This is a genomic window from Paenibacillus sp. PL91, assembly GCF_012935325.2.
In the GTDB taxonomy this organism is placed as follows: domain Bacteria; phylum Bacillota; class Bacilli; order Paenibacillales; family Paenibacillaceae; genus Pristimantibacillus.
In genome coordinates, this window is the sequence record NZ_JABBYG020000016.1 from 1 (window position 1) to 23796 (window position 23796).

At 47.4% G+C, this 23796-nt stretch carries 19 protein-coding genes; 11 read left to right on the forward strand and 8 right to left on the reverse strand.

What is annotated here, in order from left to right; genetic code table 11:
• Positions 1-116: 116 nt before the first annotated feature.
• Both HI950_RS26810 and HI950_RS26815 read right to left on the reverse strand, forming a co-directional pair.
• Positions 117-857 carry a response regulator gene (locus HI950_RS26810; protein WP_169087149.1) on the reverse strand — a complete coding sequence of 247 codons (741 nt, stop codon included), beginning with the start codon at positions 855-857 and terminating at the stop codon, positions 117-119.
• Positions 858-1058: 201 nt separating this feature from the next.
• Positions 1059-2105: a SepM family pheromone-processing serine protease gene (locus HI950_RS26815; RefSeq protein WP_169087151.1), complete on the reverse strand. Its 1047-nt coding sequence runs from the start codon at positions 2103-2105 to the stop codon at positions 1059-1061.
• A 163-nt stretch (positions 2106-2268) separates the two neighbouring features.
• Here HI950_RS26815 and HI950_RS26820 point away from each other — a divergent pair, with 163 nt between their 5' ends.
• Together HI950_RS26820 and HI950_RS26825 are read left to right on the forward strand one after the other, a co-directional pair.
• On the forward strand, positions 2269-2652 hold the full coding sequence (locus HI950_RS26820; RefSeq protein WP_169087154.1) for a (deoxy)nucleoside triphosphate pyrophosphohydrolase: 384 nt from the start codon (positions 2269-2271) through the stop codon (positions 2650-2652).
• 30 nt (positions 2653-2682) lie between these two features.
• Positions 2683-3594 carry a Gfo/Idh/MocA family protein gene (locus HI950_RS26825; RefSeq protein ID WP_169087156.1) on the forward strand — a complete coding sequence of 304 codons (912 nt, stop codon included), beginning with the start codon at positions 2683-2685 and terminating at the stop codon, positions 3592-3594.
• A gap of 141 nt (positions 3595-3735) precedes the next feature.
• Here HI950_RS26825 and HI950_RS26830 read toward each other — a convergent pair whose 3' ends face one another.
• Entirely contained in the window at positions 3736-5250 is a 1515-nt protein-coding gene (locus HI950_RS26830) for a response regulator (RefSeq protein WP_169087158.1), read from the reverse strand.
• Between the two features lie 24 nt (positions 5251-5274).
• Positions 5275-7029: a cache domain-containing sensor histidine kinase gene (locus HI950_RS26835; protein WP_317618453.1), complete on the reverse strand. Its 1755-nt coding sequence runs from the start codon at positions 7027-7029 to the stop codon at positions 5275-5277.
• A 177-nt stretch (positions 7030-7206) separates the two neighbouring features.
• Between HI950_RS26835 and HI950_RS26840 the strand changes: the two genes are divergently transcribed.
• The 5 genes from HI950_RS26840 (at position 7207) to helD (ending at position 15377) form a co-directional block, all read left to right on the forward strand.
• On the forward strand, positions 7207-8526 hold the full coding sequence (locus tag HI950_RS26840; RefSeq protein ID WP_317618454.1) for an ABC transporter substrate-binding protein: 1320 nt from the start codon (positions 7207-7209) through the stop codon (positions 8524-8526).
• Between the two features lie 151 nt (positions 8527-8677).
• Entirely contained in the window at positions 8678-9643 is a 966-nt protein-coding gene (locus HI950_RS26845) for an ABC transporter permease (protein WP_223285523.1), read from the forward strand.
• A 24-nt stretch (positions 9644-9667) separates the two neighbouring features.
• Entirely contained in the window at positions 9668-10564 is an 897-nt protein-coding gene (locus tag HI950_RS26850) for a carbohydrate ABC transporter permease (RefSeq protein ID WP_169087160.1), read from the forward strand.
• A 100-nt stretch (positions 10565-10664) separates the two neighbouring features.
• Positions 10665-12452 carry an extracellular solute-binding protein gene (locus tag HI950_RS26855; RefSeq protein WP_317618455.1) on the forward strand — a complete coding sequence of 596 codons (1788 nt, stop codon included), beginning with the start codon at positions 10665-10667 and terminating at the stop codon, positions 12450-12452.
• A gap of 507 nt (positions 12453-12959) precedes the next feature.
• On the forward strand, positions 12960-15377 hold the full coding sequence (helD, locus tag HI950_RS26860; protein ID WP_169087162.1) for an RNA polymerase recycling motor HelD: 2418 nt from the start codon (positions 12960-12962) through the stop codon (positions 15375-15377).
• On the opposite strand, the gene HI950_RS26865 is transcribed toward helD, so the two are convergent.
• Positions 15305-15547: a hypothetical protein gene (locus HI950_RS26865; protein WP_169087164.1), complete on the reverse strand. Its 243-nt coding sequence runs from the start codon at positions 15545-15547 to the stop codon at positions 15305-15307. The two genes, helD and HI950_RS26865, sit on opposite strands and share 73 nt — an antisense overlap.
• 44 nt (positions 15548-15591) lie before the next feature.
• Between HI950_RS26865 and HI950_RS26870 the strand changes: the two genes are divergently transcribed.
• On the forward strand, positions 15592-17088 hold the full coding sequence (locus HI950_RS26870) for an MDR family MFS transporter (RefSeq protein WP_169087166.1): 1497 nt from the start codon (positions 15592-15594) through the stop codon (positions 17086-17088).
• A gap of 59 nt (positions 17089-17147) precedes the next feature.
• Here HI950_RS26870 and HI950_RS26875 read toward each other — a convergent pair whose 3' ends face one another.
• Positions 17148-17348: a hypothetical protein gene (locus HI950_RS26875; RefSeq protein WP_169087168.1), complete on the reverse strand. Its 201-nt coding sequence runs from the start codon at positions 17346-17348 to the stop codon at positions 17148-17150.
• Positions 17349-17567: 219 nt separating this feature from the next.
• Between HI950_RS26875 and HI950_RS26880 the strand changes: the two genes are divergently transcribed.
• The 3 genes from HI950_RS26880 (at position 17568) to HI950_RS26890 (ending at position 22398) form a co-directional block, all read left to right on the forward strand.
• Positions 17568-18164 carry a DUF1349 domain-containing protein gene (locus HI950_RS26880; protein ID WP_169087169.1) on the forward strand — a complete coding sequence of 199 codons (597 nt, stop codon included), beginning with the start codon at positions 17568-17570 and terminating at the stop codon, positions 18162-18164.
• Between the two features lie 227 nt (positions 18165-18391).
• Positions 18392-20293, forward strand: a complete 1902-nt coding sequence (locus HI950_RS26885; RefSeq protein ID WP_169087171.1) for a sensor histidine kinase — start codon at positions 18392-18394, stop codon at positions 20291-20293.
• 212 nt (positions 20294-20505) lie between these two features.
• Complete coding sequence (locus HI950_RS26890) at positions 20506-22398, forward strand: sensor histidine kinase (RefSeq protein WP_169087173.1); 1893 nt, start codon at positions 20506-20508, stop codon at positions 22396-22398.
• 54 nt (positions 22399-22452) lie between these two features.
• On the opposite strand, the gene HI950_RS26895 is transcribed toward HI950_RS26890, so the two are convergent.
• Both HI950_RS26895 and HI950_RS26900 read right to left on the reverse strand, forming a co-directional pair.
• Positions 22453-22701: an NHLP leader peptide family RiPP precursor gene (locus HI950_RS26895; RefSeq protein WP_169087175.1), complete on the reverse strand. Its 249-nt coding sequence runs from the start codon at positions 22699-22701 to the stop codon at positions 22453-22455.
• A 106-nt stretch (positions 22702-22807) separates the two neighbouring features.
• Positions 22808-23740, reverse strand: coding sequence for a hypothetical protein (locus tag HI950_RS26900; protein ID WP_169087177.1), 933 nt, complete (start codon positions 23738-23740; stop codon positions 22808-22810).
• Between the last annotated feature and the right edge of the window lie 56 nt (positions 23741-23796).

A 23796-nucleotide genomic window follows, 5' to 3' on the forward strand; every position in this document is an offset into this window, starting at 1 on the left:
CTAGAAACTAGATCTATTTCCATCAAACTAACCAATTTTGCAAAAATAGATCTAGAAACTAGATCTATTCCATCGCGTCCCCACCAACCAGCCCCGAAGTGTGCGGATCTCAAGTTTTACAGATATAATCGAGCAGCCTTGGATGTGAGGCAATAGGCGCGGATTCGTTTTTCTCCGGATGCGGCTTCAATAAATCCATCATGCACCATTTGCTTTAAGTATTTTAGCGCCGTACAGTGGCTTACCCCAAGCAGCTGCTCAAGATCTTTAGGGCGAAACGGTGTTTTGATGCCTTGGCGTTGCACGGAACGCAGGAGCTCACGGGCAAACGTAGGCAATTGGTGATTCAACAAATTATCACGGCCGAGGTCGTATAATTTGCCAAGCAACTGCTGGATAAATTGCTGACATTGTCTGGGTCTTTCACGAAGGTCGTCGTAGGAGAACCGAACGATGATCCAGTCGTCTAGGACGAGTTGGTTTTGCCGAAAACGGTCATCTGAAAATTTTCGCCGCGAAGCGTGTTTTTGATGCGGTCCAAAGCCGTCAATTTCAATGGAGACCCGATGGGGTGGGCGAATATAGGTAAAGTCTAGAAACCGGCCTCCATCGCGATAATCGTTCACCTCATACTCCGGATGCAAATGATCGAAGCTATGCAGCACAGGCCACCAGATATCCATTGCAAAAAGCTGCTCTCCATGGTCGTCTCGCTCCACTAACCGACGTCTACGCTCACTAGTTGGATCGCGCAGCTCCGTATGCTTAACAATCCACTCCCGATATGCTCGCTCGGATTCGTTCCAGTTGCTAATTGCTCCAATATCCACGCCACCAAACATCATTCGATTTTCCATAATCCTTATCCGCTCCTACCTCCTGAAAATAAAAAAACACCGCCCGTTCTTCGGACAATCGTCCAGCGAACAAGCGGTGTGCTTCACCTAAAGTTATTGTAGCTTAGAAGAAAGCAGATGTCATCAGCTTACATTATTATTTTGCGACGAGCTATTATCAGCACATAATTCACCCAAACTCCACCCAAGCTCCCCACAGCTCTACCCACCAAGCCGCTCCAACTCATTCATCGCTTCCTCAAGCGTGCGAACAGGAATAATCGTAATCTTGTAGCCTCTCTTGCGTGCTTCATCCAATATATCCTTCTCATTGCTGTCACTAGCCATCACGTCCGCCGGACAAAAGAAAATGTCTACGCCAGCATGCGCGGCGGCAATGATTTTATCGCGAATGCCGCCGATTTGTCCGACGCTGCCGCTCGCATCGATTGTCCCTGTGCCTGCGATAATCTTGCCATGTGTCAGCTCCCCTTCAGTCAACTGGTCGAGAATTTCCAATGAAAACATAAGTCCTGCAGAAGGGCCGCCAATGTCCGATTCGGTATAGGAAACGTTCACTGGCGACTCATAGGTATAAACGTCCTCTGTCACAATTCCAATTCGCCGGACATTCTCAGCAGTACCGGGTGCAGATTCATAGAGTTGAATCTTGAGATTGATTCGCTCACCGCTCCGTTGCACAACTAGTTCTAACGTTCCGCCTGCCTGCTCGCCAGCTGCCAAAATCGCAATGATGTCGCTCTGCCGTTTCACCGCTTTACCCTCTGCCTCAACAATCACATCGCCCGGAAAAAGCACGCCAGCTGCCTTGGAGCCGGGAAGCAACGACTGCACAAAGACGCCGGTATACGTTAAGGATACGGGCTTTTTTGCCTGGCTGAGCGCAGAAACAACGGCGTTGCTTTGCGAGCTTTTCATCATATGCTCGAGCAATGCGCCGTACTGGGCATCCGTAAGCGTTCCACGCACTTGATCTGACTTTCTAATCTCTGAATCCTTCGTAATCAGGCCATAGACCATCGTCATCGCATTGTTTACTTTTAAGGAATAGACGGTCGTTAGGTTGAAGCTGCCATTGCTCGAAGCGCTGCCGCTCTCAACAGCGACATAGTCCGAGAGCTTCTCGACCGTACCGGGCTGATGGATATAGTAGGGCAATGGAATTAAGGTAATAGCCGCCAAAAAAATAATGAGTACAAGAAGTCCAATCAGTCTTTTTCTGTAGCTAGGGTTCGTCCTTTTTGTCATAAAACAATTCCTCTTTCTGATTGTTTCAATAGGTTAAGTATATATTTTACCAGAAAAAGGAGCGCTGTGAGCAAATAACTCGTTGTAATCTTGCTTGCAAAATTTATAAATGAACACCAAAATGGATACATAAGGAATTTGCAGATGGAGGATGTGTGTCTGATTGATTCAGGTAGCAGCAGCTATAATCGAGAACGAGCAAGGATTGTTGCTAATTGCTAGGCGTAAAATAGAGAAACCGCAGGGCGGCCTTTGGGAATTTCCCGGCGGAAAGCTGGAGGAGAAGGAGTCGCCTGAGGCATGTCTGCGCAGAGAGCTGATGGAGGAAATGAGCATCGAGATCGACGTGTTCGCGTATTTTGACATGAATGAGCATAGGTATGGTGACTCCCTTATCCGATTGATTGCTTATCGAGCAAAGTTTATCGCTGGCGTAATTGCGCTGATCGATCATGACGAGTATCATTGGGTTCGTCCAGAGCAGTTGGCCGATTATTCATTCGCACCTGCGGATATAAAATTTGTTAATAGGCTTTTGCTAGGCTGAAAAAAGAGCTAATGAAAAGGTGGCAGCGTGATGAATAAGCTTCGTATTGGAATGGTTGGACTTGGAGGTATTGCTCAAAAGGTGTATTTGCCCCTTCTATCGCGAGCCTCGGATTGGACATTTGTAGGAGCTTATTCTCCAAGTGCGGAGAAGCGAGAGGCGATTTGCGGCGAGTATCGAATTGGATCGTTCGAAAGCTTAAACGAGCTGGCTGGAGACTGTGATGCGCTATTTGTGCATAGCTCGACGGATTCGCATTTTGAAGTTGTATCTACGCTTCTTCATTTGGGCAAGGATGTATATGTAGATAAGCCGCTTGCCTCCACTCTAAGCGAAGCAGAGCAGCTTGCGGAGCTAAGCGCGAGACTTGGCAGAAAGCTGATGGTTGGCTTCAACCGCCGGTTCGCGCCGCTGTACGTGCAGGCGAAGCAGCGCATGTCGCAGGCTGCATGGGTCCGAATGGAGAAGCACCGAACGAATTCGATCGGTCCTAATTCCGTGGATTTCACGATGCTGGATGATTATTTGCATTTAGTGGATACAGCAAGGTGGCTAGCGGATGGTGGAGCAACTTTACAGAACGGTGTCATTCGGATCAACGAGGAAAACCAACTGCTGCATGCACAGCATCATTACAGCGCACCAGACGGTTTTGCCGTAACGACAGCCATGCATCGCAATGCCGGGACGGGCCTAGAGCAGCTTGAGATCGTCGCAGCAGGCGAGATTATTCGCGTGAAAAACATGAGTTTGCTTGAGGTGGAGCGGGATGACAAGCTTACAACGACCTTACCGCCGGCTTGGCAGACGATATTGAAGCAGCGCGGCTTCGAGGACGCGGTGGATCATTTTGTACAATGCATTATTCATGATAAGAAAATCGCCGTAGATGGCGAGGAGGCTTTGAAATCGCAGCAGCTGTTGATGAGTATGCTGAACTAAGGAAATTTTCTGTCTCAGAGGCCTGTTTCGGAAAGCAGCAAAAACAAAAACATCATACCGAATGAAAATGAACCAGTTACCTATTTGCGTAATTGGTTCATTTTCATTACTTGCTGATAAAAATGTTGCAATGTAACTTTATTACGATCCATTGCCGTGCAGCATCCTTTTGTACTCCGATGGATTGCAGCCCGCGTACTCTTTGAATACCTTTGAAAAGTAATGTTGGTCATAGAAGCAGAGCGCTTCCGACAATTCCTTAATTTTCAAGTCGGGATTCGACTTCATGACCTTTCGGGCTTCCGTGATTTTCAAGTCCAAATAATGCTGCATTAACGTGCGCTGCGCATGTTTTCTGACTACCCGGCTTATATACGATGGGCTCACGTGGAAGGCGGCGACAAGATCGTTCAAGGATACTTGCGAGTAGAGATTGGACTGCAGATATCCATCGATCAAAAGGAAAAGCTCATATCCGCTTTTCTTATTAAGCGATTGCACAAGCGTGAATCGGTTCTCCAATAGAGTTAGCAGACCTGAGCAGAAATCGACGTAGCTTGTCCGTTCGAACAACTGCTGCATTTCGGCTTGGAATTCCCAGTCGATCCTTTCGTCACGGACGGACTGATGCAACGCGAAGGCGTTTGCTAGCAAGGCGACGAAGCGCTGCAGCTGCACGATGCGCAGGTTTGACCGGCCCCACTTGCCCAGCTGCTCCCCTAATTGCCGGAGAAACGGTTCCTTCTGCAGCTTAATAATCATATCGCAATAGCGCGCGCCTAATCGTTCCATGTCCTCCAATACTTCGATGCTTTGGGAGCCTGGGTAAGCCATATCTGCAAGACATGGCTCTAAGATCGAAATTCGGCTGCTTATGAAATCGGATAACGCATGGCAGCAGTCAGCGATGTCCTTCGGCATTATCGGCATGAAACGACCGGTGATCGAGGTAGACAGCCCTTCCTCATACAATCTGGCGCGAATTTCCGCAAGCCGTTCCATGGTTGAGACTGTGCTTTCGATGAACGAAGGTTCCGTCAGTACTAACATCTGACGCGGCTTGTTGATTGCGAATACCCAGAAAGGATGCTGGCTGAATGAGCGGCTCAATACATTCTGAATGGATTCGGGCCGCCAGCCTGGAGCTTCGGGGTGAAAATACTGCAAATGAAGGAGGATGACCAGCTTTTTGCGCCGAAAAAATTCCGGTTGCAGCGTTAAGCGCCGGCTTGCGGCAGGTTCGAGAATCACGTCCAAGCCCGCGAACTCGTCGCGACATTCCTCGCAGATCTGAGCGATCACTCGCTCCATGACCTCGATAAGCGCGCTGCGCTCCACAGGCTTGAGCAAGTAATCGGCGACCTGCAGATTGATCGCCTTTCGGGTATACTCGAAATCGTTGTAACCGCTGATTAGGACGACTTTAAGCTTGGGATTCGCTTTCTTCGCTTCCTCGATAAGAGCAAGCCCGTCCATTTTCGGCATTCGGATATCCGTAATCAGTATGTCGATGAAATGACTGGCGAACCCTTTCAGCGCGTCCTCGCCGTTAGAAGCCGTATGGACAACTTGAACGGGCAGTTCCGATTTCGATAGCAATTCCTTGATGTTCCGCAGAATCGGTTTGCTGTCTTCCGCGATGAGTATCCGGTACATTTCCGTCGCCTCCCCCGAAGTCCGTTAATAGAAATCCCTTGTTAGCGACGCGATGATTTGAATCGTGGCGCCGCCGCTCTCCGACTTATTGAACATGTTGAAAAATAGCCGGTTCCGGTACATCAGCTCCAATCGGTTGACGGTGTTCACGATGCCCATGCTTCCGATCTTCGTCTGTTGGTTTGCCGTGCCGCCGGCCCGAATTCTGTTCAGCGTGTTTTTGATGCCCTCTTCAGTGAAGCCTTTTCCGTTATCGCTGATCTCGATAACCCACAGTCCGCGATAGAGCTTGATGGTAATGCCGATTCGCCACGGAGGGTCAGTAAGATCGAAAGCGTGTTCGATGCAATTCTCCACGAAAGGCTGAATGACAAGGCGCGGCAGCAGGATCGCTTCCGCCGCGGGATCCATTTCGATCTCCCACTCCAGATCTTCCTCGTACTTATGCTTGATGAGTGACAAATAATGCTGCGTATGTTCGATTTCATCCCGCAGCGATACGTGCTGGTAAGGAGAAGATACAATATAGCGCAGGCTCTCCGACAGATGCTTGCACATTTGGGTCACCGCTGCCATTTGATTTTCCTGCGCTGCGATGCTGATTAGATAGAGCACGTTATGAATGAAATGCGGTGCGATCTGCGCCTGCAGCGCCGAATTTCTGGCCATGACTTCCTCGTGAAGCGCGAGCTTTTCCCTCTCGATAGAGGATTGCAGCCGTTCTAGCAGCTCGAGGAATGCTTCATTGAACAGGTGAAGCTCATTGTTGTACAACCGGTTGTCCATTTTAAGGCTCAAGTTGCTGTAGCTGATGTTCAGGATCTTGCTTCGAAGTTTGCGTATGGGGAGCACAAGGCTCTTGGACGTGTAATGAATGTACAGGTAGCTGAACAAGGTGAGCGAGACTATCAGGATGACCGCGATATTGGTAACCGAATTGACCGAACCTAGAACGAATTTTCGCGGAATGACCGTGTATACTGTCCAGTCTGTATGCGCGGAAGTATGGTAGGCGATATAATAATCACCGGGGTCCTGGAAGATCCCTTGTGGAGCTGAGACCTTATGTAGACTCGTCGCGTGCTTGGAATAATCGGCATTCCGGGATTGAATGACTAAGCTGCCACGGCTATCCATCACATATACGGATCCAAGATTCCCCACATCGGCGAGCTTGCGCAAATCGTTATCGTCTATTTGGATGGATAAATAGCCATAGATTCTGCCGTTAATGTCGATAATGGAGCGGATAAAGGAAACGGACTGCTGCTCTCCGGCATGGAGGATAAAGGCGCTGTCCTTCAGTTTGCGGATCGCATCGGAATCGCGAAGCAGCGGTTCGAGCGACGGCGGTTCGACAAACCCGATATAGGTTGCGACGTCCTTTCCCTGCAGGTCATAAATGACAATGTCGCGGATGTTAAGGCTCGGTCCAACGGCTTGGAACATAATGTCGCTGATTACCCGATTCTGGATTAATGCGTCGACGCTTTGAGCCGAAGGCTTTGTGAGATCGCCGAAAGAGAAGAGCGCGCGGTTCGAAAGAATACGCTGTGACAGCTGGTTCTGAACAGCGATATAATCATCCAGCCGATCAGAAATGTTGGACGTTGCCAGCAAGGTTTCATGGATGGTTCGCTGCTTGAGGGGCTTAATAACAAGCAGATTCGTAAAAATCAGGAAGCTGCCCAGAATCATGACGAGCAGCAGGGAGAACGTGACGATCAGCCTGGTTCGGAGACCATATTGAAAGCGCATTCCAAAAAATGTTCTGAGCAATGCAATCCAGTTCCTTCCATGTCAAGTCCGAGTTTTTCACCAAATATAGCATTGCCCGGCCGGTTCGGCAACTGTTATATTGGTTCAGAATATTACACATCAATTGTAAACCACGAACATGTACTCGCTCTGGTTATCGAACTATAATTCAAATAGGTTGTTGCGGAGGGATTGGGTGTGAGCATTCGATTAAACAGGATTGTGGGCGGTCTGCTGCTTGCCACAGCGCTGCTTGCGGCGACTGCGTGCGGCAGCGCGGAAACGGCAAATTTGAATGCGCTTCCATTCGAAGCGGATCGGGCAGCTGAAGAGCCGGAGACGATCGAATTGGCCATTACGAAAAGTTCGCAAAATTCCCTTTTCGTCGACAAAGCCTTGTTTGCCGAATTCGAGCGACAGACCGGCATCCGCGTCAAGCTTCAGATTTTGCCCTCGGATCAGGTCACGGCTGTTCTTCAGACCAAGCTTGCCGTCGGGGAAACCCCTGATTTGATTTTGTACAATTTGAAGACCGCCGCTTACGAGCTGAATCTGGAGAAAAACTTTGAGGCCCTTGACGATGAACCATGGGTTGGACGGCTGCGGAACAGTACCGTGCTGTCGTATTATGGGCACATCTATGGGTTCCACGTGAACCAGGATGTAGGCCAACAGGGGGTCGTATACAACAAAAAGATTTTCCGGGATCTGGGTCTGGGGGTGCCTCGCGACTATCAGGAGCTTCTTGCCGTTTGCGAGAGGATCAAGGCGGCGGGAATCGAGCCATTTTTCATGCCCTTCAAGGACGCTTGGGCGGCCCATTTTTGGATATCGTCCGCATTCGCGGATTATGCGAAAAAAAACGATCCGACGATATGGGACGACTTGAATGCGGGGAGGAGAGGGTTCGCGGACATCCCGGCCTTCATCGACATCACGCAGCAGCAGTACGATCTTTTCCACAAAGGATACACGAACCGCAACATTTTGAATGACAGCTACGACATGGCGATGGATAAATTCATCGGTCATGAAGCGGCCATGATGACGATGGGGGATTGGTTCATCGCGGACGTGATGAAGAAGGACCCGTCGATGGAGCTAGGGTTGTTCCCCGTACCGTATGCGAAGAATGCGGATCTTGCGATCAGTCCGCTCGGCGGCCAGCTCTTCATTCCCAAGAAGTCGAAGCACATCGCCGGAGCGAAGCGGTTCCTCGAATTCCTTGCGTCGATCGAGCAGGCGCAGCGTATCGTGAACAAAGGTTTGTATATCTCGAATCTAATCGATGTATCCACGCCGCAGCTGCCGCAGTACAAGCAGGAAATCGTCGACAGTTATATGGAACCAAAGAAAACCGTGATGTCAGGCGAAACCAATTTTTCTGTAGATACCGGAGAAATATGGAAATATTTGCAGGAGATGTTTGCAGGTGGACTCACGGGTAAGGAATTGTGGGGAAAATGGGACAAGCGATTCGAGCAGCTAATGAGGGAAAGGCAGGCACCTGGATTCTAGCGGATCAGCAAGTCCAAGGTCGAAACCACGAAAGGAGAATGATTGATGAGAGGGCTGCAGTACGAGCGCAACCTGAAATCTGATCATAGCGCGGCTGCAGCAGTACAGCGTAGAAATTCTATCCTGCAGTTAATCAAGGAGGAGGTTCGTATTGTACAATTCCCTTCAAACGAGAAACGGCATTGAGTCGATTCCCGGCAAAAAGCGGCTGATGGGTATCAGTCCAAAGTACAAGCTGTTCCTCATGGCGGCGCCGTTCTTGGTGCTGGTCTTCCTGTTCTCGTATTTGCCTCTTTACGGTTGGATTTATGCTTTCTATAATTTTCGGCCGGGCATTCCGCTAAATCAGACCGATTTCGTCGGCCTGCAGTGGTTTAAGACGATCTTTAGCAATCCGACTCAGACAGGGGAAGTATTGCGCGTCATGCGGAATACGGTCGCTATGAGCTCGCTTAATATCGTGGCATCCGTGCTGCCCGTTATCTTCGCTATCTTCCTGAGCGAAATGCGATCAGCACGATTCAAGAAAAGCGTACAGATTCTGACCACGCTGCCTAATTTCATCAGCTGGGTACTCGTCTACTCTTTCGCATTCATGCTGTTTTCGGTAGATAACGGACTGGTGAATCAAATTTTGATGAACCTAGGATTCATCGACCGAGGCATTAACTTTCTTGCTTCTGACAGCCACACTTGGCTGAGGATGTCGCTATGGGATCTATGGAAGGGGCTTGGATGGGGCGCCATTCTGTACATGGCCGCCATTGCGGGAATCGACCAGGAGCTGTATGAAGCCGCGAGAGTGGACGGCGCGGGCAGGTTCCGCTCGATCTGGCATATTACCGTTCCAGGCATTATGCCTACATATTTCGTGCTGCTGCTGCTGACGATTGCCAACTTCATTAATAATGGTATAGAACAGTACTTTGTTTTCCAGAACGCGATCAACAAAAGTAACATCGAGGTGCTTGACCTGTATGTTTATAATATTGGTCTGATCGGCAACAATTTTTCGTTCGCGACGGCAGTCAGCATGCTGAAATCATTCATCAGCGTCGCATTGCTGTTTTTCGCCAACAGCCTCTCCAAAATCGTTCGCGGCGAAAGTATCATCTAATCGGACAGCAAGGAGGAGAACCGTATGCGCAAGAAACAAAGCGCGGGTGACACCGTGTTCCACACTGTCAATTATTTCGTATTCGCGGTCATCGCGCTGCTCTGTATTTTTCCCTTCTATTACTTGTTCATCAATACGATTAGCAACAACGATCTGAGCAGTCGAGGGCTCATCACCTTCTTCCCCAAGGAAATTCATTTCAGCAATTATGCCCAAGTGCTGCATATTCCCGGATTTGGTCAAGCCGGTCTCGTATCGCTTGGCCGTACGGTAATCGGCACTGCGCTTGCTGTGTGCGGAGCCGCCTTCCTGGGCTTCCTGTTCACTAAACAGGAAATGTGGGCGCGGAAATTTTGGTACCGATTCATAATCGTTACGATGTATTTTAACGCAGGCATTATCCCGTGGTATATTACGATGCTCAATCTCCATCTGACGAACAACTTTCTCGCGTATATTTTGCCAGCTATCGTATCGCCTTTTTTTGTCATCCTGGTCAAAACGTTCGTTGAATCGCTCCCTGCTGCGCTTCAGGAATCCGCGCAGATCGACGGAGCTGGCTATTGGATTATATTCACTCGTATCGTGTTCCCGCTGATTACGCCGATTGTAGCCACAATCGCCATTTTCTCGGCAGTCGGCCAGTGGAATTCGTTTACCGACACTTTGTTCCTGATGACGGATCAGAAGCTGTTCACGCTGCAATTCGTGCTCTATAAATATATGAACGAAGCATCTTCGCTTGCGGCCATCGTGCGGAATTCTTCCGGAGGGCAGGGGCTTGACCTTGCCAACCTGCAGACGCCGACCTCGATCCGAACAACGGTATCGATGATCGTTGTGCTTCCCATCCTGCTCGTCTATCCCTACTTCCAACGTTTCTTCGTGAAAGGAATTATGATCGGAGCTGTGAAAGGATAACTCAACCGCATTAAGAGGTTGAAGGGGGTGAGACACGGATTTTAGTTTCCAATATTTTAAAAGTTTGTAATTATTAATAAGATACGGGAGGTCGAAATACGTGGAGAATTTGCTCAAAAAAGTGAAAATTGTAGCGGCTGCATCCATCCTTTTGATGGGCGTTACAGCATGCTCGAGCGGCGGCAACAATGAGGGGAATGCGGGTAAGGCAAGCAATACAGGCAATAACGCGGCGAGTACGGATACGGCTTCGGACACAGACTCCGCAACGAAAGAGCCTTACAAGATCGAAGTATTGTCGCAGCTGGCGAACTTCGCCGGCGAACAGGGCGGCTGGTATGGCAAAATTCTGAAGGATAAATTCGGGCTCGAGATGAGTATCACGGCTCCTAACCTTGCGGGCGGCGCAGCCAAGTTCGCGACGCTTATGGCATCCGGTGATCTCGGCGATTTGGTCGTATTCGGCAACGATGGCCAGGAATACAGAGACGCCATCAAAGCTGGCCTGCTTCTAGATTGGACGAAGGACGGTCTGCTTGAGAAATACGGCAAGGATATCCTCGCGAACGTACCGGAAGCGATCGAGAAAAACAAGAAGAACTTCGGCGGCGGCACAGCGGTTTACGGCGTAGGACATGACGCGTCGAACATGCCTGCCGGGCCTTCCGAGGGGAATACGATGACATACCAGCTCGACATGCGATGGGACCTGTACCAGAAGCTGGGCAGCCCGAAGCTGACGAAAATGGAGGACATTCTGCCCCTGCTCAAGCAAATGCAGGAGCTGGAGCCGAAGAGCGACAGCGGCAGACCGACATACGGAATCTCAATGTGGGCGGATTGGGACGGCAATTACATGACGCTGGGGAAGCAGTTCGCCACCATGCACGGCTATGATATCGGAGACGGCTTCAATCAGGGCAGCCTGCTTGAGATAGCTGCCCATGAAGACAAATTCCAGGGCATATTGGACGAGAACAGCTATTATTTGCGTACCCTAAAGCTCTATTACGACGCCAATCAAATGGGGCTCATGGATCCTGACTCTCTAACCCAGAAGTTTGACGACGTGGTCAATAAGTTCAAGGATGGCCAGGTGCTCTTCTCCTGGTTCCCATGGCTGGATAGTTCCTACAACACACCTGTCCATACAGATGCGGGCAAGGGCTTCCAAATGGTAGGCTTCGAAGAACAGAAAATCTATTCGTACGGCTTCTCGCCATATGGAAGCAATCGGATCTGGGCGATCGGCTCCAAGGCGAAGCATCCGGAACGGATTATGGAATTCATTAACTGGCTGTACACGCCTGAAGGCGTAATGACAATGATAAACGGACCTGAAGGCTTGACATGGGAACTGAAAGACGGGAAAGCCGTTCTGACCGATTTCGGCAAACTGGCGCTAAAAGACAACTCGCAGCAAGTAGCCGCGGAATTCGGTGGCGGTACTTATAAAGATGGTGCTCCGCAGATCAATAACACGACGCTGAAAACGTCGACGATTAACCCGGACACGAACGAGCCGTACGATTGGAACATGTGGAAATCCGTTCTGGAGGATAACCCGAATCCTGTCGAGAAATCATGGCGGGAAACGACGGGCGCATTGACGCCGAAAGAACTGCTGACGAAGAACAACCAGCTTGCTGTCAATAACCCGATATCGACAACGGAGGCACCGGCAGTCATGGATTCCATGCTGGAGCAGAAGCTGAGCCAGGTTGGGACCGTCATCAAGGAGCATTCGTGGAAAATGGTATTCGCCAAAGACGAGAACGAATACAACAAGCTGAAGAACGCAATGATCGAGAAATCCAAGGGTCTCGGGTACGACGAGATCATCGATTGGCAGGTCGAGCAGACGGAGAAAGTCTTCGCGCTGCGATAATCATGCAGAGCACTGGCAAATTTATTTGCCAGTGCTTTGGCGTTATTTCATATAGATGATACGAAAGGACGCTGTATGAAGAGGTGATGAGAGAATATAAAGTTCTTTAATTTTAAGTGTTTTCATTCTTTTGCCACATCCAATTAAGTTAAGGGTACCCCTGAAGAAGTTCGAGCTCCGCTTACAACATAACCTATTACTATTCAGAGCCAGTGGACATAAAAAAAGATGACCCCTAATGAATTCAAGGGTCATCTCCTGGCAGCTTAACTCCGCGGTGGTTTGTTTAAACTGTCCACAATCTAGGTCAGTGTTCAGCTCTGCCGGAGGGCGAAAAAATAGATTGAACGCAAATTAACGCTATGATATAATCGATAGCGTCACTGACAAATTTAAATAAAGAGTGTATCCAGTTCTATTCCTACTTTAATTGTACATCTGGAACTTTAATTTGTCAATGCTCTTTTTTATCCCAAAAAAACGGAAAAAGGAGTGTGTTCAGGGGAGATGGAAGCGAAGGATTGGCGGCAGGAACAGGAGAGGCTGGAACGGGTCAGGAACAAGCTGCAGGCGAGAATCGCCGAACTGGAACCGGAGGTTGCCGGACTGCGCGATCAGGCTACGGACATCCGCAAGCGGTTTTGGGAAGAAGTTACGATTAACACTAGCACGTACGAAGATTTCGAAGAGACCTTTTACACGATTAACCAGCAGTCCGCGGTATTGGCCGAACGGGAGCGCGGCCACAAGCTGTTGACGCAGCAATGGAAAAGCATGAACCGTTTGCGCACGTCTCCTTATTTCGGGCGCATCGACTTCCAGGAGGATGGCCTGGACCTCAGCGAGCAGATCTATATCGGCGTATCTTCCTTCGTCGACGAAGACGGATTGAGCTTTCTGGTCTATGACTGGCGTACGCCAATCGCGAGCCTGTACTACGACTACTCCCCCGGTCTGGCGTCTTATGTCACGCCGGCCGGACGAATCGAAGGGACGATGGAGCTCAAACGGCAGTTTCAGATTCAAAACGGGCAAATCCGCAACATGTTTGATGCGAGCGAAACGATCGGAGACGAATTGCTGCAGCAAGTGCTCGGCAAAGGTGCGGACTCGCAAATGAAGAGTATCGTGGCAACCATTCAGAAGGAACAAAACGCCATCATCCGCAATGACAAAAGCCGGATGCTTATCGTACAAGGGGCGGCCGGCAGCGGTAAGACTTCCGCGGCATTGCAGCGGGTGGCGTACTTGCTGTACAAACACCGCCAGACGATCAGGGCCGATCAGATCGTTCTTTTCTCACCGAATCCGATGTTCACCAGTTATATCTCCACCGTCCTTCCGGAGCTCGGTGAAGAGAATATGCAGCAGACGACTTTTCAAGAATATCTCGACTATTGGCTAGGTTCCTCGTTACGGCCGGAGGATCCCTTTGATCAGATCGAATATGTGCTGACCGCACGAGGAGCGCCGGGGTACGAGGCTCGTATTCAGGGGATCGAGTATAAAGCTTCTGAGTCTTTCTTGCAAGCCCTGCAGAACTATGGAATGTGGTTGGGACGGGAAGGCATGCAATTCAACGGTATTCGGATTCGGGATCGCGATTTGATTACCGCGGAGCGAATGAGAGCGAAATTTTACGGTTATGACCGTTCCCTGCCGTTGCTCAATCGTGTCGTTCTCTTGCAGGAATGGCTGCTGAATGAACTGGCTTCGCTGGAACGCATGGAACGGGAAGCTCCTTGGGTACAGGAAGAGTTGAATTATCTCGACACCGAGCAGTACATGGAAGTCTTCGGAATGCTGCATAAAGAGAAGGAAGTATTCGACGTTGCGGAACAATACGCCGCAGTTCGCGAGAAAATCAACAACAAGCGCCGGGAAGATGAAGGCGACTTTGACTTCGCCCGGAGGGAGGAAGATCTGCTCCGCCGAAGGATCGTGAAAGAAAGCTTTAAACCGCTAAGGAAAAGTGTGAAGAAATTCTCGTTTGTAGATGTCAAAGGCATATATGATCAATTGTTTGTCGACGAAGCCGCTTATCGGGAGAAAACGAATGGGGCCGTCATCCCTCCGCTGTGGCCTGAAATATGCAGGCAAACCAAGGGAAAGCTGCTCCGGAACGAGTTGTTCCACGAGGATGCGACTCCGTATTTGTATGTAAAAGAACTGATCGAAGGCGTCCGGACGAACACGGAAATCCGGTATGTCTTCGTTGATGAGGGTCAGGATTATTCGCCGTTTCAATATGAATATCTAAAAAAGCTGTTTCCCCGTGCCCGTATGACGGTGCTCGGCGACTTCGGGCAAGCGATCTTCATGCAGGCTACAAGTTTGGCCGCAGCCGATTCGCCGCTGGTCCGCCTTTTCGGCGAAGCCGAAACAAGCCTTGTCTGCCTTGTACGCAGTTATCGTTCAACCAGGGAGATTGTTGAATTTACGAAATCGATGCATCCGGACGGGGAAGAAATTGCACCGTTTGAAAGGGGAGGCCAAAAGCCCCTTCTGGCGAGACTGGACGACGGGGAGAAGCGTGATGCGCAAATTCTGGCAGACATCGCGGCGCTCAGGGCCGAGGGCTTCGATTCCATCGCCGTCATCACGAAGACCGCAGCCGAAACCCGGGAGGCCCATGAATCGTTACGGATTCAAGGAGGAGAAGCTCTGCGGCTCATTACGAAGGAGACGCTGGGCTTTGAAAAAGGAGTGATGGTCATTCCCGTGTATCTCGCCAAGGGTGTCGAGTTCGATGCAGTCTTGGTCTATGATGCTTCGCCCGAAGCTTACGGCCGGGACAACGAACGCAAGCTTCTTTATACGGCGTGTACGCGGGCCATGCACCGGCTTTATCTTTACACGACAGGCGATTGGTCGCCGTTCGTGCAGGCATTGCCTGCGAATTTGTACGAGAAAGCGCCATATTGACGGATCGGAGGTGTCGTCGGCCGCGATAAGCTGCGCTGATGATTAAGAAAATCTTCGGCGCCATCCTGTAGCCCGTCATCAAGGTCGATTGTAAGCAAGAATCCAACGACGACTCCTATTTCCGCGTGTCGGCGTCCATCGAAGAACGGATCCATTTGTTCCTCGACCATTATTTTCATCCATACACAGCTCGATGAGCAGAAAGCAGGGACCTATGTCAGCTCCAAAGCAAACAAAACCGATGGCAGCCGGCGGGGACGACTTCTCGCTGAAAGCCATTCTGCCGCCGCTCATGGCGATTATTGTCGCCATGATCATGGTAATTCTGGACAGCACCGTCGTCAATAATGCCATTCCGAAACTCGTTGAATACTTCGATACCGATCTGAAGACGATCCAATGGACCGTCACCGGCTATACGCTGGCCTTATCCGCCGTTATCCCGCTTGCAGGCTGGATGACCGATAAATTCGGCTCCAAGCAAATTTTCATGATTACGATCGCCCTGTTCACGATTGGCTCCGTGCTGTGCGGCATCGCGCAAACGCCGGAACAGCTGATCCTTTACCGCATCATTCAAGGTTTGGGCGGCGGCATGGTGGGCCCGATCGGGATGACTATGGTGTTCAAGCTCGCGCCTCCAGAGCGCCGCGGATCCATCATGGGCTTACTCGGCATCCCAATGCTGATTGCGCCGGCGTTCGGTCCGGTGTTATCCGGCTGGCTGGTCGATTCTGTCAGCTGGCACTGGATTTTTATCATCAATCTGCCGATCGGCATTATCGCCATCATTCTCGGCTATAAATATTTGCCGAAATCCAACCGCCATGCGGCGCCGCATCTGGACCTCATCGGCATGTGCCTCGCGCCGATCGCCTTCTCCATGCTGGCGTACGGCGTAAGCGAAGGCGGCACCAGCTGGTCCTCGACTTCGACGATCACGGGCTTGACCGTCGGCGGCATCGCGCTCATCCTCTTCATCTTCGTGGAACTGGGGCAGAAGCAGCCGCTGCTGGAGCTGAAAGTGTTCAAGTCTTCCGACTTTACACGCAGCATCATCTTGACATGGGTCGTACAGCTCGCGCTGTTCGGCGCAATGCTGATCGTGCCGCTGTACCTGCAAGGCGTCATGCACTACACCGCGCTTGAAACGGGCTGGATTCTAATGCCTTATGCGCTATGCGCGGCAATCGGCATGCCGATCAGCGGCCGGTTGTTCGACAAGATCGGCGCGCGTCCGCTCGCCTTCGCCGGTCTTGCCGTCGTATCCATTTCCCTGTTCATCTTGTCCGGCATATCGGTGGATACCTCGCTGTGGGTTATCATCCTGTGCATCTGCATCATGGGTCTCGGCATGGGCTTCTCCATGATGCCGCTCAACACGCATGTCCTGAACTCTGCGCCTCGCCGTCTGGTGAGCCGAGTCACACCGCTGACAACAGCAGCTCAGCAAGTCGTCGTCTCGTTCGCGGTCGCGGGCCTGACGGGTTATCTGACGTCGCAAATCACTTCCCACGCCGCAAGCGCGGGAGCGGACGCAAATCCGCTGAACGCCGTCGTCGCGGGTTACGGCGACACGTTCTTCCTGTCCGCGTGCCTAACGACCGCGGGTGTCGCACTGTCGCTCCTTCTGCGTAAACCGAAGCAGCAGGAAGAAGACGGAACCGCCGGCGGGCACAATCCGGACCCGGAGATGATGATGGGTCACTAATCGCGAATCGGCTCCGATTCGCTCGTATGCAAATAGCCTTGGCCGTTAGTCGGCCAAGGCTATTTTTTGCTGATCATGTTTAGTCTGTACAGTACGTCTGCGGATTTATCGTCGATAATTCGGCCTGGCAATGGATTTTCTACATCAACCTGCCGTTCGGCGTTCTCGCCGCGGTTCTTCATCGCTTCATCGCTGAAGGAATCGAAAGGCGATAAGAAGAAAGCGATCGCTAGCCCCGACCTCTCACAACTTCTAGCCATGCCTTTGAGAAGGTTAGCTCCATTAAAGAACCCGTTGATTTTACTGGCCCCTCATTAAACAACTTTAATTTTCCACACCAAGAGGAGGATGCGAAACAAATGAATTTGAAGGCCGAGGATAAAGGACAAAGATGGACAGTTGGTGAATTATTACATTACAGGGAGTTCAGTCAAGCTTAATAAAAATAAAAATAAATCCATTTGAAAGTAGGAATAGGAATGAACAACAATTTATTTTCACCTGAAGCTAGGGAACGAATGAGCTGGATGAATCCGCCGGAAAATACGATGTACACCGAGGAGGGGGGGCTTATGATTGTAGCCCCGCCTTCTGCAGATTTCTTCCAGGACCCGGCAGGAATCCATATTGCAAGCTCTGCGCCGTTTCTTCATCTCCCTGTCGATTCGTCATTCGAGTTGACAACTCGGCTTCGAGCTGAGATGCGGAATACCTATGATTCCGGATGCTTGATGCTGATGTCTGACCATGAAAACTGGGCCAAGCTTTGTTTTGAATACAACGGCCAATATCCTACGATTGTTTCGGTTGTTACGAGGGACGGATCCTCAGATGATTGTAATTCAGAGCGTGTTACGGTCGAAAATCCGTATTTGCGCATAACGAAATCACAAGACTGTGTCTCCTTTTTCTATTCAATGGATGGAGAGGATTGGAGGTTAATTCGGTACTTCGGGATGAAATGTCCTTCCGGGTTAGTTGCAGGTGTAGTGGCGCAATCTCCGAAGGGTGACGGTTGTCGAGTGCATTTTGACTATTTGCAATTATCACAGCCCGAAGCGGACAGCCGATTTTAGATAAAGCAACGCAGAAGGCATGGTTTTTCTTTGCTACGCACAAAATAAGGACAATAAGCTGTCTCATGTGGTCAATGACCGGATGGGGCGGCTTTTTATTTTAATATAGTTCGGAAAAGGACTACACTTTCTTAGAAAATAGTGGGATGTCAGGAGGAGGCTTATCAAAGTTTGTCGAATCTTAGTAGAAAAGAAAGTAATGCATTTTTTACATTCTGAGGTGTTCAATGAAAGCATTACATAAATATGTATGGGTTCTCTTTTTATTTCTATTAATAGCCTGTTTGCTTCTTCCTGCGACTTCTTTTGCGTTATCGGCTTCTAAAAGTGCCGTTATAACAGAGTGGGAAATGATGTGGGAGGACAATTCGCACGGTATCGTTCAGAATGCTGCTTCAAATAGGCTGTCAACAAAGTGGCAAACCTTCGCCTATGAGGATGGATTGCCTGAGAAGCCAGCAAATATTCAAGCTGCTTGGATCAGGTTTAAGCTGCCAGAATATGATTTGGCAAGGCCTGTATTATTAATAAGCAAGTTGATTGCCCAAGACGTTTCGATTTATATCAATGAAAAGCTCGTTTATGAGTCTTATCGAAATTATTCCTATAATAAAAACGAAATTCTTTTGTCTATTGCGGAAAACGAAGCTAATCAGATGGTATATATTCTTTTGCATACGGATTCTGATTGGTTGGGTCTTAAGAAACCGATCATTATTGGCGAAGGCCAGACTCTTGGTAAAGCTTTTATGAAGCAGGAAATGTTCGATGTTGTTATTGGGGCAACACTTTTATTTGTATCATTGGCTATGTTTTTATGCTTTTTATTTTTAAATAAATCTTATTTGTCCGGTTTAAACTCCCTTTCTATCTTTGTTTTTTCAATCGGTGTCATGCTTCTCTCTCTTTCTCCATATGTGCATACGGTATATAAGGAATACGGATTTGTCATTTATTATATGTTTGATATCAGCTCTAACTTAGTGATGCCTTCTATTTTTATCTTTTTTGAGAAAATATTTGGAAGAGGACCCTATGGATTAATAACTCGCTTTAGAAAGGTACAGGTCTATATTTCAACGATTTCAGTAATATGGCTATTTGCTTCATTTATATCGGATAAAATTGAAAAATATTATATTTCCGTTACCATGTTAACGTTTGCCGGAACGGTCGTTTTTGGAAATATGCTGCTAATTGGCTGTTTCATCAAGTATAGTCTGCAAAAAAATAGAGAAGCCATTATTATCACAATAGGATTCGGCATTTTCGCAATGATAGCAGCCCTAGAAATCGTTTGGTACTTTATTCAAGATGCGAATTATGATTTGATCTACTGGAAATGGGGCATTTTTTGCTTTATCACATCCTTGATCATTATTTTAGTAAGAAGAATATTGTTGAATTATGAACAGGTTGTAAGCTACTCCAAGCAACTAGAGGTATTTAATAATGAGCTTCAACGCGCTGAAAAAATGGATATCATCAGTCAATTGGCTGCGTCGGTAGCCCATGAGGTTCGCAACCCGCTGCAAGTGACAAGAGGTTTCCTTCAACTGCTTGGCGAGAAATCAACGAATGAGAAAGAAAAAGGGTTTATGGGGATGGCAATAGACGAGCTGGATCGAGCCTCGGATATTATTACCGATTTTTTAACGTTCGCCAAACCCCAGCTTGAAGAGAAGTCTCTTTTGAACGTTGCTGAGGAGCTCAAGAAAATTGAAGGGATATTGGTGCCTTTAGCGAATATGCAAGGCGGTGTCATCAAGGCGGACTTATCCCCTTATTTATACGTTCGTGGAGATTCATCGAAGCTAAAGCAAGCGATTATCAATATTATCAAAAACAGCATTGAAGCATTAAATGAAAATGGGACAATATTAATTCGAGCCTATGAGGACGATTCCAATAATGTAGTTATTGCGATAAAAGACAATGGGGAAGGTATGAATGAGGCCGATCTGAAGAGACTAGGTGAGCCTTATTACTCCAAGAAATCGAAAGGAACCGGATTAGGGTTAATGGTGACCTTTCGGATTATAGAGGTGATGGATGGGAAAATTGAGTTCAGCAGTAAAAAAGGCGTGGGAACCGAAGCTATCATTTACATTCCTTCAGCAAAAAAATAGCGCTTCCTGCTCTTAAATGAGTGGACAAGTGCTTTTTTTGTCATTTTATTGCCTCATGTGTTCATTTTTAACTTCTAATATTCGACAAATAATTTATGCTATTGTACCTTTTCCTTAAAGGGAATAAACTGGAATTAGAAAGGTCTAATTCGAACATTGTCGAAATATAGTGCAAAATAAGAAGTTGAGATTCTTATAATATGAGGTGTCTAATGAAGGTTTTACATAAATTTATAATTTTCCTTGTTCTATTATTTATGATTAGCTCGTTTCTAGTCATTCCAACCTATGCGCAGTCTTCTTCACCGGCGATCGCTATTACGGAATGGGAAATGATGTGGGAGAAAGATCCTGATAGTACGGTTCAGGATGCTTCTTCTAGACAAGGAGAATGGATAAAAATTAATTTTGGCGAAAAGTATCCCACTCTACCTAAAGATATACATGCTGCGTGGATCAGATTCAATTTACCAGAATTGGTTTGGTCAGTACCTGTTCTAGCAGTCAATAAGCTATATGCTCAAGATATGAAAATTTATATGGATGAACAAATTGTATATGATTCTAAGCGTAAATATGCTTACGATAAGAATCAATTTTTACTACCATTAAATCTAAGCGCATCTAATTCAACCATTTACATAAAAGTCAACTCTTTTACAGGTCGATTAGGTTTGCAAGAGCAGTTAATGGTTGGAGAATATCAAATTGTTTCCAAAAATTATATGATTAGAGACTTGGTAGATGTCATCTTAGGGGCGGCTCTCATTTTTATTTCCATTACAATACTCGTTTGCATGTTATTCCTCAACAAGACTTTTATGAAAGGTTGGAGTTCATTAGGCACAGTTATTTTATCCGTTGGTCTAATGATCCTTACATATTCTCCATTCGTACATATTAATTTTAGTGAGTATGGACGAATTAGTTACTATATGTTTGACATTGCTTCTATGTTATTAATGCCGTCTCTCTTCATATTTATCGAAAAAGTATTTGGTCGGGGTCCATATGGATTAATATCAAGCTTTAGAAAAATACAGGTTGTTATAACGATTATTAGCACAGTTTGGCTGCTCATAAGTTTGAAGTGGGAAAGTGTTTACGAGTTGTACGCATATGTATCCGTATTTTCTTTTGGATTATCAATAATTGTTGGTAATTGTTTGTTCATTGGCTCTCTTATAGTGTTTTCTCGAAAAGGTAACAGAGATGCTATTATCATGACTTCTGGGCTAATCTTGTTTGCTGCAATAGGTGCTAGTGAGGTTCTATGGTATTTTGCTAGCGGGAAATTACATTTGATGTTTTATTGGAAGTTCGGTATTCTTGGGTTCCTAATATCATTAATTATAATTTTGGCTAAACAAATCTCACATAACTACGAACAGGTTGTTAAATACTCTAAACAGCTGGAAGTATTCAATAATGAACTTCAGCGTTCTGAAAAAATGGAAATGATCAGTCAACTTGCTGCATCAATAGCACATGAGGTTCGTAATCCTTTGCAGGTCACTCGTGGATTTCTTCAACTGCTTGGTTCAAAGGCAAATAATGAGAAAGACAAGAGCTATATGATAATTGCCATTGATGAGCTTGATCGTGCTTCTGAAATTATTACTGACTTCTTAACTTTTGCTAAACCACAACTTGAACATACGAGTATATTAAATATTAAAGAAGAACTGCAGCAGATCGAAGGCATTTTAGTTCCATTGGCAACGATGCAAGGTGGGATAATTAATGTGAATACAAATACTGATTTATACGTACGTGGTAACTCGTCTAAGTTAAAACAAGCTTTGATAAATATTATTAAAAATAGTATCGAGTCTTTAACTGATAATGGGGTAATAGATATTCAAGCTTATGATTATATGGAAGAGGTACTCATTCGGATAAAGGATAACGGAGAAGGGATGAATGAAGCGGACTTAATGAGGTTAGGCGAGCCTTATTATTCTAAAAAAAGTAAAGGGACAGGACTTGGACTTATGGTAACTTTTCGCATTATAGAAGCAATGCAAGGGAAAATTATTTTTAAGAGTACAAAGGGTGTAGGAACAGAAGTGATTATTCATCTGCCAGCAGCAGATCAAAAATAGCGTTTATGCCTTTTTAAAAGGCATAAACGCTATTTTTTTAAGAGTATTAAATGATTACAACCACATAGGTACATCTACTTGGTCATCATTTTTCTCAGCAGGATTCACAGGAAGAACGAAATAAAATTTATTAGCCGACTCCTCTACTACCTCTACTTCGATTGTGTCCGGTAAATCAACGCCAAAAGCGTCTTTAACGGCTGCTTTCGGATTGGCTAGAAGCTGTTTTTTGAATTCGGCATCTTCCCAGGCCTTTTGAATAATTTGTTCTTGCAATGATTGCTTTGCGGACACAATAATCATCCTTCCGAATATGTATAAGTTTACCATACTCAGTTTAGCATGACTTTTCGACAAATTCCATATATAATTTCAAATATTCGACAAATAATAGAATCTTATGTACCTATCAAATTGATTGAGTAGCTAAAAAATGGTTAAAACCACCCTTGAGCAGGAGCTTTTTGTTTAATTCCATCGTCTCACATAATTGGTCCAAACGATTCAGTATAAAACCATGAAACTCTACCAGCTCCTCGGCTCCCGCTTCCAAAGCTACTATCAACGCATGATTATCTTTTGCGAGCTGCACATACGGCTTAAGGCATCCCCGAATATAGATGGCATTTTCTGCATCCTTTTCAGTCAATGGGCTGTCCGAGGGACGATCAGCATTAATCATTGCCAACAGGCCGTTATAGCTGCCATCCGCCAAATCTTCCTTCCAGTCCGCGTAGTCATCTGCCATCTGAAGCGTCATTAATACGATGTCGATCGCACGCTCCAGCTTTGCTATTAACTCCGTCCGTCCCGATAAAAGCAATGCGCCTGTGCTTGCGATTTTGACGGGACCGGCTTTGCCAGCCGTGCGGATTGGCTCATTCATGAAGTAATCCTGGCGATCCTCATTTACGACGCTGTCTGCCCATGTCGTCACATAACGATGATAATAGCTCCAAAATACGGAATCCGAAGGGAATAGCTCGCGAAAGAGGCTGAACATTTCAAGCTGCAGCAAATTGCCGAGTGCAAGTTTTTCCTTCCAACGGGAAGTGGGCTTGCTGTCCATAACGTCATCCTGAATAAAAAAATAGAGCATTCCATATACATTAGCTAACGCGAGCTTCTCGCACTGATTCGCACGAATGCCACTCGGTTCCTTGATCCAAAAGGGAAGCAGGCTGCATATATAATCTTTGCCGCTATCCTGCTTCACAGGGTTGAACTTATCAGCATATGCAAGGCCAATAGCGTTTAGCGGCTCTGGAAATGCAGCGATCCGTCGCTCGGCTTCCGTATAAACCTGCTCCAGCTGATTTTTGTAACGGGTATACCATTCCATTGCGAAGCCCTCCGTGAAATCCGTGTTAATTGAAATGACTATACTAATTTGAAATT